At 66.6% G+C, this 16549-nt stretch carries 14 protein-coding genes; 10 read left to right on the forward strand and 4 right to left on the reverse strand.

The window, feature by feature from the left end; genetic code table 11:
* Nucleotides 1-838: 838 nt before the first annotated feature.
* Complete coding sequence (locus ACN22W_RS06405; protein WP_419686844.1) at nt 839-1996, reverse strand: LysR family transcriptional regulator; 1158 nt, start codon at nt 1994-1996, stop codon at nt 839-841.
* Between ACN22W_RS06405 and ACN22W_RS06410 the strand changes: the two genes are divergently transcribed.
* The 5 genes from ACN22W_RS06410 (at nt 1925) to lpdA (ending at nt 8437) form a co-directional block, all read left to right on the forward strand.
* Nucleotides 1925-2956 (forward strand): alcohol dehydrogenase catalytic domain-containing protein, encoded by a 1032-nt coding sequence (locus tag ACN22W_RS06410; protein WP_419686845.1) that lies wholly within the window; start codon nt 1925-1927, stop codon nt 2954-2956. The genes ACN22W_RS06405 and ACN22W_RS06410 overlap by 72 nt on opposite strands.
* Before the next feature lie 490 nt (nt 2957-3446).
* A complete protein-coding gene (locus ACN22W_RS06415) occupies nt 3447-4679 on the forward strand; it encodes a 3-methyl-2-oxobutanoate dehydrogenase (2-methylpropanoyl-transferring) subunit alpha (protein ID WP_412022142.1) in 1233 nt (410 codons plus the stop codon).
* Nucleotides 4676-5722 carry an alpha-ketoacid dehydrogenase subunit beta gene (locus ACN22W_RS06420; protein WP_129514173.1) on the forward strand — a complete coding sequence of 349 codons (1047 nt, stop codon included), beginning with the start codon at nt 4676-4678 and terminating at the stop codon, nt 5720-5722. Before ACN22W_RS06415 ends, ACN22W_RS06420 begins: the two co-directional genes overlap by 4 nt.
* Before the next feature lies 1 nt (nt 5723).
* Nucleotides 5724-7040: a dihydrolipoamide acetyltransferase family protein gene (locus tag ACN22W_RS06425; protein ID WP_419686847.1), complete on the forward strand. Its 1317-nt coding sequence runs from the start codon at nt 5724-5726 to the stop codon at nt 7038-7040.
* 5 nt (nt 7041-7045) lie between these two features.
* A complete protein-coding gene (gene lpdA / locus ACN22W_RS06430; protein ID WP_419686849.1) occupies nt 7046-8437 on the forward strand; it encodes a dihydrolipoyl dehydrogenase in 1392 nt (463 codons plus the stop codon).
* Between the two features lie 178 nt (nt 8438-8615).
* On the opposite strand, the gene ACN22W_RS06435 is transcribed toward lpdA, so the two are convergent.
* Complete coding sequence (locus ACN22W_RS06435) at nt 8616-8819, reverse strand: hypothetical protein (RefSeq protein WP_419686851.1); 204 nt, start codon at nt 8817-8819, stop codon at nt 8616-8618.
* Nucleotides 8820-9062: 243 nt separating this feature from the next.
* On the opposite strand from ACN22W_RS06435, the gene ACN22W_RS06440 reads away from it, so the two are divergent.
* On the forward strand, nt 9063-9692 hold the full coding sequence (locus ACN22W_RS06440) for an NAD-dependent epimerase/dehydratase family protein (protein WP_419686853.1): 630 nt from the start codon (nt 9063-9065) through the stop codon (nt 9690-9692).
* 25 nt (nt 9693-9717) lie between these two features.
* On the opposite strand, the gene ACN22W_RS06445 is transcribed toward ACN22W_RS06440, so the two are convergent.
* Nucleotides 9718-10635 carry a LysR family transcriptional regulator gene (locus ACN22W_RS06445; RefSeq protein ID WP_419686854.1) on the reverse strand — a complete coding sequence of 306 codons (918 nt, stop codon included), beginning with the start codon at nt 10633-10635 and terminating at the stop codon, nt 9718-9720.
* A 128-nt stretch (nt 10636-10763) separates the two neighbouring features.
* Between ACN22W_RS06445 and speB the strand changes: the two genes are divergently transcribed.
* From speB to ACN22W_RS06465, 4 genes are all read left to right on the forward strand, one after another.
* Nucleotides 10764-11714, forward strand: a complete 951-nt coding sequence (gene speB / locus ACN22W_RS06450) for an agmatinase (protein ID WP_412022136.1) — start codon at nt 10764-10766, stop codon at nt 11712-11714.
* 129 nt (nt 11715-11843) lie between these two features.
* On the forward strand, nt 11844-12521 hold the full coding sequence (locus ACN22W_RS06455; RefSeq protein ID WP_419686856.1) for an SOS response-associated peptidase family protein: 678 nt from the start codon (nt 11844-11846) through the stop codon (nt 12519-12521).
* A gap of 303 nt (nt 12522-12824) precedes the next feature.
* Nucleotides 12825-14255: a purine-cytosine permease family protein gene (locus ACN22W_RS06460; protein WP_419686858.1), complete on the forward strand. Its 1431-nt coding sequence runs from the start codon at nt 12825-12827 to the stop codon at nt 14253-14255.
* A gap of 161 nt (nt 14256-14416) precedes the next feature.
* The gene (locus ACN22W_RS06465; RefSeq protein ID WP_419686860.1) at nt 14417-15487 is read left to right on the forward strand and encodes a porin; all 1071 of its coding nucleotides are present in this window, start codon (nt 14417-14419) and stop codon (nt 15485-15487) included.
* A gap of 58 nt (nt 15488-15545) precedes the next feature.
* Here ACN22W_RS06465 and ACN22W_RS06470 read toward each other — a convergent pair whose 3' ends face one another.
* On the reverse strand, nt 15546-16502 hold the full coding sequence (locus ACN22W_RS06470) for a LysR family transcriptional regulator (RefSeq protein ID WP_174419065.1): 957 nt from the start codon (nt 16500-16502) through the stop codon (nt 15546-15548).
* Nucleotides 16503-16549: the final 47 nt, after the last annotated feature.

The following is a 16549-nucleotide window of genomic DNA, read 5'->3' on the forward strand; positions in this document are numbered from 1 at the left end:
GAAGCTTAAGGCGGGATTAAGGGGATCGCTTGAATCGTGCGGAACGGCGGATATTCAATGAATTCGGCGCGATAACGTAAGCGGTATGCGCGAGTCGATATCAAGCAAACCTTAATATTGCCGCGCCACGAATGAAAGGTTGGGTGCTGAATAACGGTATCGATTCGGCCGGTACGCGGAGATCATCATGCGTTCGAGATTCGACGGCGGGCGTAGTACGGCAGCAGGTGTGGGCGACCGGGGCTGTGACGGTGAAATCGGGTGCCCACGACCGGGAGGGGCCTGACAGGGTCAAATGCGGAAGATCTGGCCGGGCAGTGGTAGAATCCGGTCCGCCCTCTTGCCGGGGTGATGAAATTGGTAAACATAGCGGACTTAAACACGATTGAGTGCCCGGTCGGAAACGGTCGGTGCAGAACCCTTCAAATTCGGTGAAACCCCTGATGCGCGCATCGAGGCAACGCCGAGCCAAGCCTCGCGGCACCCGCGAGGAAGGTGTAGAGACTAGACGGGGGGCGCCTAAGGCGCATGGGCAGCGGTCACGCCCGCGCGCGACGGTGAAGGCATAGTCCAGCGCACGAACGGCATCGCGCACGCGACGCCGGCTTCGAAAGAAGCAGTGTGACGAAAATCCGCCGCCTTAATTGGCTTGCCGGTTCAAGTCCGGTCCCCGGCACCACGAACGCTTCCATGCGATTCCATGAAGGTCCGAAAACCCGCGAGAAATCGAGCGCTCGCGGGTTTTTTGTTTTTGCGGCATTGCATCGGACGTGATGATCCTTCTCGACGCGCTAGGCAGCGATTCATACCTCGCTCATGCGTTCGTCAACACAGCCGGTCAACCTCGATCGGCACCGGAAGACGGCATACGCAACGTATCGATCAACGCACGCAGCCCACCCGACACGTGCCGATGACCGGGGTAATACAGACATAGCCCCGGCATGACCGGACACCAGTCGATCAACACGCGTTCGAGACGTCCGTCGCGCAGCGCATCGCGGACGAGATGATCCGGTACGAACGCGATCCCGATGCCGTCGATCGCGGCATCGACCATCAGCGGCTGATCGGTCAGCGTGAGCGGGCCGCCGACATTCACCGTTTCGACGACGCCGCGACGCTCGAACTCCCAGCGATAGATCGCGCCGCTGTCGAAGCGAAAGCGGATGCAGTCGTGCCCGTGCAGATCCTGCGGCACCTCGGGGCGCCCGCGCGCCGCGAAATAGGCCGGCGACGCAACCACGGCGAAGCGCACCGGGTCGGACACGCGCACCGCGATCATGTCTTGCGGCACGGCCTCGGCCAGCCGGATCCCCGCATCGAATCCGCCGGCCACGATGTCGCCGAGCTTCCCGTCCGTCACGATGTCGAGGTGGACCTGCGGGTAGTCGCGCAGGAAACCCGCGAGCACCGGTTTCAGCACCATGCGGATCGCGCCTTCGCTGGCGTTGATGCGCACGGTGCCGCTGGGCGTGTCGCGCAGCCCGTCGACCGCGAGCATCGCCTCCGCAACTGAAGAGATCGCGGGGCGGAGCTTTTCGACGAGTCGTTCGCCGGCATCCGTCAGCGACACGCTGCGCGTCGTGCGGTTGAACAGGCGAACACCCAGACGCTGCTCGAGGCTCTTGATCGAATGACTGACTGCCGACGGCGTGACGTCGAGCTCGATCGACGCCGCGCGAAAACTGAGGTGCGTCGCCGCGGCGAGGAACACATTGAGCGAGAACAGATCGCCGCTTTTCAATTGATGAGCTGAATTCATCGTGACATAAAGATTGGCGAGATTGTCATGATAATGCGCCTTTTCTAGACTAGGGCCTTCGTCATCGCATCCACCGGCCGCCGTGGCAACGACGTCGCGGCGACAGGCGCCGACGGATTGGGCGATGAACGCTACGTTCGGTTGAACAAGGAGCAGGCAATGAAGATGAAGGCGATCGTGATGACCGGCGCCAATCGGCCCTGGGAAGTCCGGGAAGTGCCGGTTCCGCAAGCCGGGCCGGGGCAGGTGCTGGTGAAGGTCCACGCGTCCGGCATGTGTTATACGGACGTCTGGGCGACGCAGGGCTACGGCGGCGACATTTACCCGCAGACACCCGGCCATGAGGTGGTTGGGGAAGTGGTCGAAGTGGGCGCCGGTGTGCATGCGCGAAGGGTGGGCGACCGGATCGGCACGACCTGGGTGCAGTCCGCGTGCGGTCGCTGCGCGTACTGTCGCGAGCATCGTCCGCTGTCCGGCCAGACGGCCGTGAACTGCGACGCGCCGCGGACCACCGGGTTCGCATCGCAGGGCGGGCATGCGGAGTACATCGCGGTGGCGGCCGAGGGGACGGTGCTGTTGCCCGACGGGCTCGCCTATGTCGATGCCGCGCCGATGATGTGCGCCGGCTACACGACGTGGAGCGGCCTGCGTGATGCGGCGCCGCAACCACACGAGAAGGTCGCCGTGCTCGGGATCGGTGGCCTGGGACACGTGGCGCTGCAATTGTCCCGGGCGTGCGGTTTCGAGACCATCGCGATCACGCATTCCGCGGACAAACGCGACCTGGCGACCCGGCTGGGCGCGGACCAGGTCGTGGCAAACGGTGCGGAACTGCGCGATCTGGGTGGCGCGGACGTGCTGCTGGTCACGACCAATGAGTTCAGTACTGCAGAGGAAGTGATGGCCGGCTTGCGCGTCGACGGCCGGGTGATCCTCTGCGGGCTCGATTTCACCAAGCCGTTCTCGATCGCGTCGCAGAGCAAGCCGTTCCACATGATGCGTCAGCAGGTCATCGGATCGACTCACGGCGGTCTGCGTTACCTGAGCGAGGTGCTGGACCTCGCCGCCAAAGGCAAGGTCAAACCGATCGTCGAAACATTTGCGCTGGACGAGGCCACCGAAGCATACGGTCGCCTCGCGTCGGGGAAGATGCGTTTTCGCGGCGTATTCACGCCCGCACAAGGCAGCTGAAACTGAAAGTCGCCGGGTGGGTGCGGGTGGCCGTCCACCCGGCACGCGCGTTCGACCGGTTTGCCGCGCTCCGTATTCGCGCGGTTCCCCGTCGATCGACCGGGTTTATCGGCGATCGACGTCCCACTGATGTTGGTTGCCGCCCGGTTCAGCGTGGGTCGCCGGCGCCACTCGCCTCCCGATCTTGCGTTCGACGTCAATCGCGGCGACGGCCGCGAATTCCTCTCCGGCCCCGGATCGCAGGGGCACGGCACCGCGTGACCGGCAGCCGGCGCCAACCGGCCACCCCGGGCACGCCATCCCGCCATCCCGCGCCTATCATGGCAAATATGCTCACCGCGATCGAGCGGGTTAGTCATCGACGGCCGGCGCGGCATTGCATAGATTCCCAAGGTTGGCGTGCTTATCCGCGCGCCAGCCCGCGCGCAGGCCGGCAACCGGCCGCGCGTTCCTATCAGCGTGAGACACAATCGAGCGTGGAGACGACACGATGAGCCTGTCAGAGCCATTGCGTCTGCATGTGCCGGAGCCCACCGGGCGCCCGGGCTGCAAGACGGACTTTTCCTATTTGCATCTATCGCCGGCCGGCGCGGTTCGCCGCCCGCCGATCGACGTTGCCGCGGTGGACACCGCCCATCTCGCCCGCAGCCTGGTGCGCGTGATCGACGACCGCGGCGAAGCCGTCGGCCCGTGGGCGCCGGACCTCGACGATGCGCGGCTGATTGCCGGGCTGCGCGCGATGCTCAAGACCCGCATCTTCGACGCGCGCATGATGATCGCGCAGCGCCAGAAGAAAATCTCGTTCTACATGCTGAGCCTCGGCGAAGAGGCGATCGGCACCGCGCACGCGATGGCGCTGCGCGACGGCGACATGTGCTTCCCGACCTACCGGCAGCAGAGCATCCTGATCGCGCGCGACGTGTCGCTCGAGCGGATGATCTGCCAGCTGATGTCGAACGAAGGCGATCCGCTGAAAGGCCGCCAGCTCCCCGTGATGTACTCGGATCGCGACGCGGGCTTTTTCTCCATTTCCGGCAATCTCGCGACGCAGTTCATCCAGGCGGTCGGCTGGGCGATGGCGTCGGCGATCAAGGGCGACACGAAAATCGCGTCCGCGTGGATCGGCGACGGCGCGACGGCCGAAGCCGACTTCCATACCGCGCTCACGTTCGCGCACGTGTACCGCGCGCCGGTCGTGCTGAACGTCGTCAACAACCAGTGGGCGATCTCGACATTCCAGGCGATCGCGGGCGGCGAAGGCACGACGTTCGCGGGGCGCGGCGTCGGCTGCGGGATCGCGTCGTTGCGCGTCGACGGCAACGACTTCCTCGCGATCTACGCGGCATCGAGCTGGGCGGCCGAACGCGCGCGCCGCAACCTCGGCCCGACGCTGATCGAGTGGGTGACGTACCGCGCGGGCGCGCATTCGACGTCCGACGACCCGACCAAGTACCGGCCGAGCGACGACTGGTCCCATTTTCCGCTCGGCGATCCGATCGACCGTTTCAAGCGCCACCTGATCGTCAAGGGCATCTGGTCGGACAGCGCGCACGAAGCGCTGACGGCCGAACTCGAGGCCGAGGTGATCGCCGCGCAGAAGGAAGCGGAGAAATACGGGACGCTGGCCGACGACCGGATTCCGTCGCCGGCCTCGATGTTCGACGACGTGTACAAGGAGCTGCCCGCGCACCTGCGCCGTCAGCGCCAGGAACTGGGAGCATGACCATGGCTCAACTCGAGACAGGCACGGCGGCGCAGCCGATGACGATGATCCAGGCGCTGCGCTCCGCGATGGACGTGATGCTCGGGCGCGACAGCGACGTGGTCGTGTTCGGGCAGGACGTCGGGTATTTCGGCGGCGTGTTCCGCTGTACCGAAGGACTGCAGAACAAATACGGAAAGTCGCGCGTGTTCGATGCGCCGATCTCCGAAGGCGGGATCGTCGGGGTGGCAGTGGGGATGGGTGCGTACGGGCTGCGCCCGGTGTGCGAGATCCAGTTCGCGGATTATTTCTACCCGGCATCCGACCAGATCGTGTCGGAAGGCGCGCGGCTGCGTTATCGCTCGGCCGGCCAGTTCATCGCGCCGATGACGATCCGGATGCCGTGCGGCGGCGGCATCTACGGCGGCCAGACGCACAGCCAGAGCCCGGAGGCGATGTTCACGCAGGTGTGCGGTCTGCGCACGGTGATGCCGTCGAATCCGTACGACGCGAAAGGGCTGCTGATCGCGTCGATCGAGAACGACGATCCGGTGATCTTCCTCGAGCCGAAACGGCTGTACAACGGGCCGTTCGACGGCCATCACGAACGGCCCGTCACGTCGTGGCTCAAGCATCCGGCGAGCGCGGTGCCCGAGGGCTACTACACGGTGCCGCTCGATACGGCCGCCGTGGTGCGGCCGGGCAACGACGTGACGGTGCTGACGTACGGCACGACGGTGCACGTCTCGCTCGCCGCGGCCGAAGAAACGGGCATCGACGCGGAAGTGATCGACCTGCGCACGCTGTGGCCGCTCGATCTCGACACGATCGTCGCGTCGGTGCGCAAGACCGGGCGCTGCGTCGTGGTGCACGAGGCGACCCGCACCTGCGGTTATGGCGCGGAACTGGTGTCGCTGGTTCAGGAACATTGCTTCTACCACCTCGAAGCGCCGATCGAGCGCACGACGGGTTGGGATACGCCGTATCCGCATGCGCAGGAATGGGCGTACTTTCCGGGGCCGGCCCGGGTTGGCGAAGCGTTGCGACGCGTGATGGAGGCGTGAGATGGGGATTCATGTCATCAAGATGCCGGATATCGGCGAAGGGATCGCCGAGGTCGAGCTGGTGGCCTGGCATGTGGAAGTCGGACAGACGATCAAGGAAGACCAGCCGCTCGCCGACGTGATGACCGACAAGGCGGCGGTCGAGATTCCGTCGCCGGTGACGGGGAGGGTGCTCGAACTCGGCGGCCGCATCGGCGAGATGATGGCGGTCGGCAGCGAGCTGATTCGTCTCGAGGTCGAAGGCGACGGCAACCTGAAGGCCGGCGCACCGGTGCGGGAAACAAAGGTAGAAACCTCACCGGTTGCGGCGGCAGCGTCGAAGCCGGTTGCCGACGTGCCGGCTGAAAAGCCTGCGGCGCCGCGTCATGACGCGAAACGTGCGCCTGCGGAACCGCGTCGGGCGGAACCTGCGGCGCAGCCGCGCGCGGCGCTCGCGCCGGGCGAACGACCGCTCGCGTCGCCGGCCGTGCGTCAGCGCGCGTGGGACATGGGTGTCGAGTTGCGCTACGTACGCGGCACGGGTGACGCAGGTCGGATCCTGCATACGGATCTCGATGCGTATGCGCGCACGGGCAGCGGCGCGGCGCGAGCATCGCAAGCGCACGGCTACGACGAACGCCACGACGAAACCGAAGTGCCGTTGATCGGCCTGCGGCGCGCGATCGCGCGCAAGATGCAGGAGGCGAAGCGCCGCATTCCGCACTTCAGCTACGTCGAGGAAATCGACGTCACCGAACTCGAATCGTTGCGTACCGACCTGAATCGTCGTTACGGCGACACGCGCGGCCGCCTCACGCCGCTGCCGCTGTTGATCCGTGCGATGGTGATCGCGTTGCGCGACTTCCCGCAGATCAATGCGCGCTTCGACGATGAAGCGGGTGTCGTCACGCGTTACGGCGCGGTGCACATGGGCGTCGCGACGCAGACGGATGGCGGCCTCACGGTGCCCGTGCTGCGTCATGCCGAAGCGCGCGACGTGTGGTCGATCTCGGCCGAAATCGCGCGGCTCGCCGATGCGGTGCGCACGAACCGTGCGCAGCGCGACGAACTCAGCGGCTCGACGATCACGATTTCGAGCCTCGGCGCACTCGGCGGCATCGTGTCGACGCCGGTCATCAATCATCCCGAGGTCGGCATCGTCGGCGTGAACCGGATCGTCGAGCGGCCGATGATTCGCGACGGCGCGGTCGTCGCGCGCAAGATGATGAATCTGTCGTCGTCGTTCGACCATCGTGTCGTCGATGGCGCGGATGCGGCCGAATTCATCCAGGCCGTGCGCGGGGTGCTCGAACGCCCGGCACTGCTGTTCGTGGAGTGAGCGCGATGAAAAACGAACACACCACGCTGCTCGTGATCGGCGGCGGCCCGGGCGGCTACGTCGCCGCGATCCGGGCCGGCCAGCTCGGCATTCCGACCGTGCTCGTCGAGCGCGACCGGCTCGGCGGCACGTGCCTGAATATCGGCTGCATTCCGTCGAAGGCGCTGATCCACGTGGCCGACGCATTCGAACAGGCGTGCGGCCAGGCCGGCGAAGGGGCACTCGGGATTCGCGTGCGCACGCCCGAGATCGACATCGCGCAAAGCGTCGCGTGGAAGGATGGCATCGTCGACCGGCTGACGCGCGGCGTCGGCGCGCTGCTCAAGAAGAACGGCGTGCGCGTGCTGCATGGCGACGCACGCGTGATCGACGGCAAGACCGTCGAAGTCGTCTCGGGCGGCCACTCGGCGCAGATCAGTTGCGAGCACCTGTTGCTCGCGACCGGCTCCGAACCGGTCGAACTGCCGTCGATGCCGTTCGGCGGACCTGTCGTGTCGTCCACCGAAGCACTATCGCCCACGACGTTGCCGAAGCGGCTGGTCGTCGTCGGTGCCGGGTATATCGGGCTCGAACTCGGGATCGTCTACCGCAAGCTCGGCGTCGAAGTCAGCGTCGTCGAAGTGGCGGAGCGCGTGTTGCCTGCGTACGATGCCGAACTCGCGCGGCCGGTTGCCGATTCGCTCGCGCGGCTCGGTGTCCGGCTGTGGCTCGGCCACAAGGTGCTCGGGCTCGCGGAAAACGGCGCGGTGCGCGTGCAGGCGGCCGACGGCGCCGAGCAGACGCTGCCGGCCGATCGCGTGCTGGTCGCGGTCGGCCGCCGGCCGCGCGTCGACGGCTTCGGGCTCGAGTCGCTGCGGCTCGATCGCAACGGCCGCGCGCTGCGGATCGACGACGAATGCCGGACGTCGATGCGCAACGTCTGGGCGATCGGCGACGTCGCCGGCGAACCGATGCTCGCGCATCGCGCGATGGCGCAGGGCGAGATGGTGGCCGAGCTGATCGCCGGCCGGCGCCGCAAGTTCATGCCCGCGTCGATTCCGGCCGTGTGCTTTACCGACCCCGAGATCGTGACGGCCGGCTGGTCGCCGGACGACGCGCATGCGGCCGGCGTCGATTGCGTGAGCGCGTCGTTCCCGTTCGCGGCGAACGGACGCGCGATGACGCTGCAGGCGACCGACGGGTTCGTGCGCGTGGTCGCGCGGCGCGACAACCACCTGATCGTCGGATGGCAGGCCGTCGGGCGCGGTGTGTCGGAGTTGGCCGCGGCGTTTTCGCAATCGCTGGAGATGGGCGCGCGGCTGGAGGACATCGGCGGCACGATCCACGCGCACCCGACGCTCGGCGAAGCGCTGCAGGAGGCCGCGCTCCGCGCGCTCGGGCACGCGTTGCATGTTTGACGCGGGCACCTGACACGGAGACGCCGATGCGCAACGTGCGCATCGGCGGCCTTCCGGTTAGCGCACCGGTGCCGGTGTAGAAGCCGATCTGAAACGGCTGCCCGCGCGTGTGCCTTTTGTCAGGGGAGCGCGCGGGGTTCAACGTGTTGCGCCGTCACATCACGATAAAACGCATCGACTATCTGAGATAACCCCGGTTGTTCGAGTGATAGTGGTCCGCGTTCTCCAGCATCGCGACCTTGACCGGCACATGGCGAATGCGCGCGAGGAACGGCTCGCTCGGATGCTGCGGCGTCCAGTGCTCCGCGGTTGGTTGCGTGAGCAGGATCGGGCCCACGGTAAAGCCCTCCGGCTCGACCGCCGGCCGGACATCAATAGCCATTCAACGGGATGGGGTACGATGGAAATGGCTATTCGACGCGCACATGGGCGACAAGCTGATGCGCGGAGTGGCCCGAAGCCGGCAGCACCGCGAGACCGTTTCGAGATATGCAACGCGTGCGGCTTGTAATTTTTCGAGATGTGGGAGGGTTGTCTGCGCCGGGGCGGCCGACCATCATGTGGAAAGCCGGAAACCGGGCCGCTTCCGGCCCGCCAACGCAGGCTTCACACGGAAGAACCGGACATGAAACTGCTGCTCGTCGGCGCGACCGGACTCGTCGGGCGCCACGTCCTCGAAGTCGCGCTCGCCGATGCGCGGGTCGATCATGTGATCGTCCTCGCGCGCCGGCCGTTGTCGCCGCATCCGAAGATGCGCGCGCTGGAAGTCGATTTCGATCATCTGCCCGGCGAGGCCGACTGGTGGCAGGCCGATGCCGTGATCTGCACGCTCGGCACCACGATGCGGGCCGCCGGGTCGCAGGCGGCGTTCCGGCGCGTCGATCACGACTATCCGCTGGCGGTCGCGCGGCTCGCGCACCGGTACGGCACGCCGACTTACGTCCTGAATTCCGCACTCGGCGCGGATCCTGCGTCGCGCATCTTCTACAACCGCGTCAAGGGCGAGGTCGAGCAGGCGCTCGCCGGTGTCGGGTTCGCGTCGCTCACGTACGTGCGGCCGGGCCTGATCGGCGGCAGCCGCGATGAATTCAGGGTCGGCGAGCGGATGCTGGTGTTCGCGCTGAACGTCGCGCAACCCGTGTTGCCGGCGAAGTGGCGCGTGAACCCCGCGCGGAAAATCGCCCGCGCGCTGCTCGACGCGGCGCTCGACGCGCGGCCGGGCGTGCAGGTCGTCGCATCGGACCGGCTCGTCTGAAGCGGAAGGGGGCGACGCGCGCCGGCTATTGGCTCGCGAAGCCGTCAAGCCCGCCGAACTGTTCGGCGAGCGCAGCGGTGAATGCATCGAGCGCTTCGCTGCCGTCGCAGTTCCTCGGCGTCGCGAGCTGGAATTCGACCGTGTGGCTCAGCTTGCTCGCGAGCAGCCTGCGCATCTTCCCGGCGGCCACCCATGGCGCCGCGACGTGGTCGGGCAGGAAGCCGACATGCGCGCCGGACAGGATGAAGATCACGTCGGCGTCGACGTTCTCGGAGAACGCGGTCGGTTGCGCGTTGCGCAGCGCCGCACCCGACGTGTTCGTCTTGTAGAGCCGCGCGACGTTGCTCGTGCGCGCGATGTCGTTGACCGACACGGTCTTCTTCGCGAACAGCGGATGCCGGGCGCCGCAATGCAGCGACTGGTGTTCGACGAACAGCGGTGCATAGTGCAGCCCGGCCTGGTGGCCCGAAAAGTAGCCGATCGCGAGCTGCAGCTCGCTCTTCAGCAACCTGCGCTCCAGCTCGTCGGGCGGCACCGCGATCATCTCGATCAGCACGTCCGGCGCCTGCTCGCGAAAGCGGCCGACGGCCGCCGCGATCGATTCGACGATGTCCGGCGCGAGCCGCTCGGACAGGCCGATGCGCAACTCGCCGAGCAACGTACCCGACACGTGCTGCGTATCGCGTGTGAACACGTCCATCGCCTGCAGGAGCCGCCGCGTCGACTGCAGCACGCGTTCGCCCTTCGGCGTCAGCCGGAACCCGCTTTTGCCGCGGTCGCACAGCCGGAACCCGAGACGGGTCTCGAGCTTGGCCATCTGCGTGCTGATCGTCGACGGCGCCATCCCGAGCGTGCCCTGCGCGGCGCTGAAGCCGCCGCTTTCGACGATCGTCAGGAACAGCCGCAGCAACTGCAAATCCATGTCTCTCAGTCGGGTCAGCATGGTGATACATCGCGTTTCGTGAAGTCAGCTTATGTTAGTTCATATTTTTCGTCGGATGCGCTGACGGCAGAATCGGGCACGAGGTCGCCGGCAGCGCGACCGTGTCCCCTTCAGACAGGAATCCGACGATGAGCCAGAACGATCTCGCGTTCACGCGCGACAGCCTCTACGGCACACAAGCCGAACCGACCTTCGCGGGCGCGACGAGCTTCATGCGCCGGCGTTTCAGCCGCGATCTCGATGGCGTCGACCTCGCGATTACCGGCGTGCCGTTCGATTCCGCCGCATCGCACCGGCCCGGCACGCGCTTCGGCCCGCGCGGGTTGCGGATCGCGTCGACCGGCATTGCGTGGGAGCGCCCGTGGCCGTGGTCGTTCGATCCGTTCGACGTGCTGGCCGCGGTCGACTATGGCGATTGCGCATTCGATCTCGGGCAGCCGGAATCGGTGCCGGGCGCGATCGAGCGGCATGCCGATGCGATCCTCGCGCGCGGCTGCGCGATGCTGACGCTCGGCGGCGATCACTTCATCACGTATCCGTTGCTGAAGGCGCATGCGAAGGTGCACGGGCCACTGTCGCTCGTGCATTTCGATGCGCATACCGACACGTGGCCCGACCGCGACGTCAAGCGTATCGATCACGGGACGATGTTCTATCACGCGGCGCGCGAAGGGTGGGTCGTGCCCGAGCGGTCGGCCCAGGTCGGCATCCGGACCACCAACGACGAACCGATGGGATTCGACATCCAGGATGCGCGCCGCGTGCATGCGTCGACGCCCGCCGCGGTCGCCGCGCGCATTCGCGAGCGCGTCGGCGATCATCCCGTGTATCTGACCTTCGATATCGACTGTCTCGACCCGGCGTTCGCGCCGGGCACCGGTACGCCGGTCGCGGGCGGGCTGTCGAGCCATCAGGCGTTCGAGATCCTGCGGCACCTGGAAGGCATCAACCTGGTCGGCATGGATGTGGTCGAGGTGTCGCCGCCGTATGATCATGCGGAAATCACGTCGCTGGCCGGCGCGACGATCGCGCTGGAACTGATCTGCCTGTATGCATCGCGCCGTCGCGGCGCGCGGTGACGGCGGGCGTCGGCCGGATCACGGCGCATCATCGATTCGTAAAATTGTTTCGTCATATAAAGCGATAGCGCGATCGCGACCCCCGCGCTGACCTACGATGGAAACATTGCTTCCATCGTTCGCCGAACCGTGTGCACCCACTACCGCGCCCCCGGCGAAGACCCGGGCATCAGTGAACTGAAGATCGGCATCGGCGATCTGTACCGCCGCGACCCGTGGGCACCCGATGTCTATCCCGACTACGCGGCGCCGCTTGTGCGCGCCGACGGCGACGGCCTTGCGGTCGTTGCGGCCGTGTTCGGCTTCTGGCCGAAATTCATGCAGCCCGAACGGATCGACGAGAACGGCCGAAAAAGCAGGAAGCTCGACACGGTGAACGCACGGGCTGAAACGGTCGGCTCGTCGCGGTTGTACGGCAACGCCTGGCGCAACGGCCAGCGCTGCCTGATCCCGGTGCGCTGGATCTGCGAGCCGTGCTACGAGAGCGGCCGCAACGTGTGGCACCGGATCGGCGTCGACGGCTGGCAACCGTGCTGCGTCGCCGGCATCTGGCGGCGCTACGAAGGCGGCGACGGCCGCGCATGCGTCGGCATGGCGATGCTCACGGTGAACGCCGACGACCATCCGTTGTTCTCGCGGATGCATCGGCCCGGCGACGAGAAGCGGGGCGTCGTGATCCTGCGCCGCGACGACTACGACGAATGGCTGCACGCGCGCGACATCGAAGTCGCGCGGCGCATGCTGAACCTGCTCCCCGCCGCCGACATGACGGCCGCGCCCGATCAGGCGCCATCCACCGGCGCCTGACCTTTCATTTTTCCAACGTCAGATCGGCGGCAAAACCGGCCCGACGCATCGCGATTGTTCGGACAATTTCCAAAATGGATCGATACCGGGTAATCACCGATATCTCGCAAGTTGTATATACAAGATCATCCGCTGGCAATGTCGGCACACGTCGTGTCGCTTGCGCGCCAGCGTGCAGACCGTGCGTGCGTGGCGCATGCCGGCGATCCACGGCGCCCCGCACCCGAAGAGCCGAAAGGGCGGCTCGCAGATTCCTGTCTTGTTCAAACCATTCGCGATCCTGAGTATTTTGGAGATTTCCCCGTGTCAACGAATCCCAGTGGAAAAGCCGGCGGCCTGATCGAGGTACGCTCGATCGACTTCATTCCCGACGCCGAGCGCCACGGCGGCTTGCTGAGCCAGTTCACGTTGTGGCTGTCGGCCAACATGCAGATCACGGCCATCGTCACGGGCGCGCTCGCGGTCGTGCTCGGCGGCGACGTGTTCTGGTCGCTGGTCGCGCTGCTGCTCGGCCAGCTCGTCGGCGGCGCGGTGATGGCGCTGCACGGCGCGCAAGGCCCGCAGCTCGGGCTGCCGCAGATGATCTCGAGCCGCGTGCAGTTCGGCGTGTACGGCGCGATGATCCCGATCGTGCTCGTGTGCCTGATGTACATCGGCTTTTCCGCAAGCGGCTCGGTGCTGGCCGGGCAGGCCGTCGCGCAGCTGCTGCACGTCGACGACGCGGCCGGCATCCTGCTGTTCGCGGCCGTGATCGTCGTGCTGACCGTGTTCGGTTATCGCGCGATCCACTTCGTCGGCCGGATCGCGAGCGTGGTCGGCATCGTTGCGTTCGTCTACATGTTCTCGCAGCTGTTCGCGAACCACGACATCGGCGCGCTGCTCGCGAACAAGCATTTCTCGCTCGCGAGCTTCCTGCTGTCGATGTCGCTGTCCGCGTCGTGGCAGATCGCGTTCGGCCCGTACGTCGCCGACTATTCGCGCTACCTGCCGCGCTCGACGTCGTCGGTCGCGACGTTCCTCGCGGTCGGCCTGGGTTCGGTGATCGGCGCGCAGGCGGCGATGGTGTTCGGCGTGTTCGCGGCCGCGCTGGCCGGCGGCCAGTTCGCGCACCACGAAGTGTCGTATATCGTCGGTCTCGGCTCGACGGGTGCTGTCGCCGCGCTGCTGTACTTCAGCATCGCGTTCGGCAAGGTGACGGTGACGGCGCTCAACGCGTACGGCAGCTTCATGTCGATGGCGACGATCGTCAGCGGTTTCCGCGGCAAGGGTGCCGTGTCGTCGAAGAGTCGTCTCGTCTACATCTTCGGGATGATCTGCGTGTCGACGCTGATCGCCCTCGCGGGCCGTCATTCGTTCCTGAAGGAATTCACCGCGTTCATCCTGTTCCTGCTCGCGTTCTTCACGCCGTGGAGCGCGATCAACCTGGTCGACTATTACTGCTTCACGCGCTCGCGCTACGACGTGCCGGCGCTGTCCGATCCGGATGGCCGCTACGGCCGCTGGAACGTGATGGCGATCACGATCTACGTGGTCGGCATCCTGGTGCAACTGCCGTTCATGTCGACGCACATCTATACGGGGCCGCTCGTCGACGCGCTCGGCGGCACCGACATCTCGTGGATCCTCGGCCTGATCGTGCCGGCCGTGCTGTATTACGTCGCCGCGCGTGCGTCGCGACGCAGCATCCCCGAACGCCTGATCCTGCCGATCGAGCGCGGCGAAGTTCACCACTGACCACGCGCATCGCGCATCGGGCCGGCGCACTGCCGGCCTGAGCGTCGCGCCGAGCCTGGCGCCGCCTGCACCAGGCTCTCACCCACATTCACCATCCCGCGATGCCGGTGCGGCGCAGTTGCCGCGCCCGGCGTCGTTTCATTCTCTTTCTATTGAATAGTATGACTAAACAAATGAAAGCCCGAGGCTGCGATCCCCGGGCGTGGCCGGTGCACGCCGGTCTTCGCATGACGGTGGCGGCCGCGTGCCTCGCCGGATCGGGCGCCGCGCTCGCGCAGGACGGCGTCACGCTGTACGGCGTGATCGACGAATTCGCGCAGTACGTGAATACCGGCAACGGCTATACGGCGGCGATCGGCTCGGGCGGTCAGTGGGGCAGCCGGTTCGGGCTGAAGGGCGGCGAGGATATCGGCGGCGGGCAGAAGATCGAGTTCGCGCTGGAAAACGGCTTCAACCCGAACGACGGTTCGCTGGCGAGTTCGGGCAGCATGTTCAACCGGCAGGCGTGGGTCGGCGTCGCCGGGCAGTGGGGCAAGGTGCGCGCGGGCCGCCAGAATTCGCCGCTGTTCAACGACCAGGGCGGGCAGGACGCGTTCGGCGGCGTCACGCAGGCGTCCGGCATGGATAACCTGACCGTGTTCGCGTTCCGCACCAGCAACACGCTGTCGTACCAGAGCCCGGAGATCGCCGGTTTCCAGGGCGGGCTGTATTTCGGGTTCGGCGATGCGGGCGGCGTGCGCTCGGCCGGCTCCAGCCAGCAGTTCGACCTGACCTACGAGCACGGGCCGTTCGCGGCGTTCGTCGCGGGCCAGTGGCTGAAGAGCGCAACGGCGGCCACCACCGATCGCACGATCATGGCCGGCGCGTCGTACGCGATCGGCAAGGCGACCGTGTACGGCGGTTTCTCCGCGGTGAAGTGGGCCGACTTCGGGATCGATTCGCGCGTGTACGGGCTGTCGGTCAAATACCAGTTCAACCCGGCCAACTATGTCGCGCTCGGTTACGCATATCTGCACGACCAGTCGTCGCAGGGCAACAATGCGGACCAGCTCGGGCTGATGTACGAGTACGACCTGTCGAAGCGCACGAGCTTCTACGGCGCGCTGTCCTACCTGCGCAACCGCAACCAGGCCGGCTACACGCTCGCCGGCGCGGCGAACCCGGGCCTGCCGCTCGCGTATCCGGGCGCGAATGCGCGCGGCGTGCAGCTCGGCATCGTGCATCGCTTCTGACGATGGCGACGCGCCGGGCCATGTGTGCCCGGCGTCTTCCTCGGGCGCGTTCGCGCCCTTACTTCCCCAGCCGCTCCGCGAGCGAATAGCGCTGCATGCAGCGCTCCATCGCGTCGAGAAACGCGTGCTCGGCCGCGTTCATCTTGCGGTCGCGATGCCACAGCAGGAACACGTCGACATCGACGAGCCCGTCGTCCGGCGGCAGCCGCCACAGCCGCTGCTGCGCGATGTCGTCGCGCACGATGTGCTCGGGCAGGCAGCCGATTCCGTAGCCTGCGAAGATCAGACGCCGCACTTCCTCGAGGCTCGGCGACGACGCGACGATGCGCCCCGTGAAGCCCTTCTGGTCGCGGAATACGGTGAGTGGCGACAGGCTGTCGCCGATCTGGTCGCTCGTGAACGACACGAAATTCTCCGCGAGCAGATCGTCCATCCGCAGTTGCGTCTGCCCGAACAACCGGTGATGGCGGCCGCAGTAGATCGCGTAACGCTGGCGCAGGAAGCAGCGCATCTCCAGCTTGTCGTGCGGCGTGCGGCACAGGCCGAGCCCGGCCGTGGCCGTCTTCTGCAACAGCGACGACAGGATGTCCGACGAGCGCATCACCTCGATCTGCAGGTCGATGCGCGGGTATGCGCGATGGAAGTCCGCGAGGAACTCGTCGTAGACGGGCGACTCGATGCGGCTCACCGTCAGCAGCCGGATCGACCCGGTCAGGTCGGCCGTGCTGTCGTCGATTTCCGTTTCGAGGCGCGAGATGCCGCCGTAGATGTCGCTCGCGATCCGGTACACGGCTTCGCCGGCCGGCGTCGGCGCGAAGTGCGCGCCGCGCCGCTCGATCAGCCGGCGCTCGAGCGCATCCTCGAGCCGTCGCAACGCCTGGCTCACGGCCGGCTGCGTGACGTGCAGCCGCGCGGCGGCGCGGCTCACGCTGCGCTCCTGCATGATCACCAGGTAGGTGCGCAGCAGGTTCCAGTCGAGGCGGTCGTTCAGGAACGGGGCGAGGTCGGGGCGCATCGGGTCTCCGGGCGAGGCGTTGAAGCGAGCATTAGTTAAATTTATAT

It is taken from the genome of Burkholderia theae (assembly GCF_048565265.1).
Classification (GTDB): Bacteria; Pseudomonadota; Gammaproteobacteria; order Burkholderiales; family Burkholderiaceae; genus Burkholderia; species Burkholderia theae.

Coding starts and splice junctions, on each gene's coding strand:
- ACN22W_RS06410 (WP_419686845.1), top strand. CDS start 1,925: ATGAAGATGAAGGCGATCGTGATGACCGGCGCCAATCGGCCCTGGGAA.
- ACN22W_RS06415 (WP_412022142.1), top strand. CDS start 3,447: ATGAGCCTGTCAGAGCCATTGCGTCTGCATGTGCCGGAGCCCACCGGG.
- ACN22W_RS06420 (WP_129514173.1), top strand. CDS start 4,676: ATGACCATGGCTCAACTCGAGACAGGCACGGCGGCGCAGCCGATGACG.
- ACN22W_RS06425 (WP_419686847.1), top strand. CDS start 5,724: ATGGGGATTCATGTCATCAAGATGCCGGATATCGGCGAAGGGATCGCC.
- lpdA (WP_419686849.1), top strand. CDS start 7,046: ATGAAAAACGAACACACCACGCTGCTCGTGATCGGCGGCGGCCCGGGC.
- ACN22W_RS06435 (WP_419686851.1), bottom strand. CDS start 8,819: ATGGCTATTGATGTCCGGCCGGCGGTCGAGCCGGAGGGCTTTACCGTG.
- ACN22W_RS06440 (WP_419686853.1), top strand. CDS start 9,063: ATGAAACTGCTGCTCGTCGGCGCGACCGGACTCGTCGGGCGCCACGTC.
- ACN22W_RS06445 (WP_419686854.1), bottom strand. CDS start 10,635: ATGCTGACCCGACTGAGAGACATGGATTTGCAGTTGCTGCGGCTGTTC.
- speB (WP_412022136.1), top strand. CDS start 10,764: ATGAGCCAGAACGATCTCGCGTTCACGCGCGACAGCCTCTACGGCACA.
- ACN22W_RS06465 (WP_419686860.1), top strand. CDS start 14,417: ATGACTAAACAAATGAAAGCCCGAGGCTGCGATCCCCGGGCGTGGCCG.
- ACN22W_RS06470 (WP_174419065.1), bottom strand. CDS start 16,502: ATGCGCCCCGACCTCGCCCCGTTCCTGAACGACCGCCTCGACTGGAAC.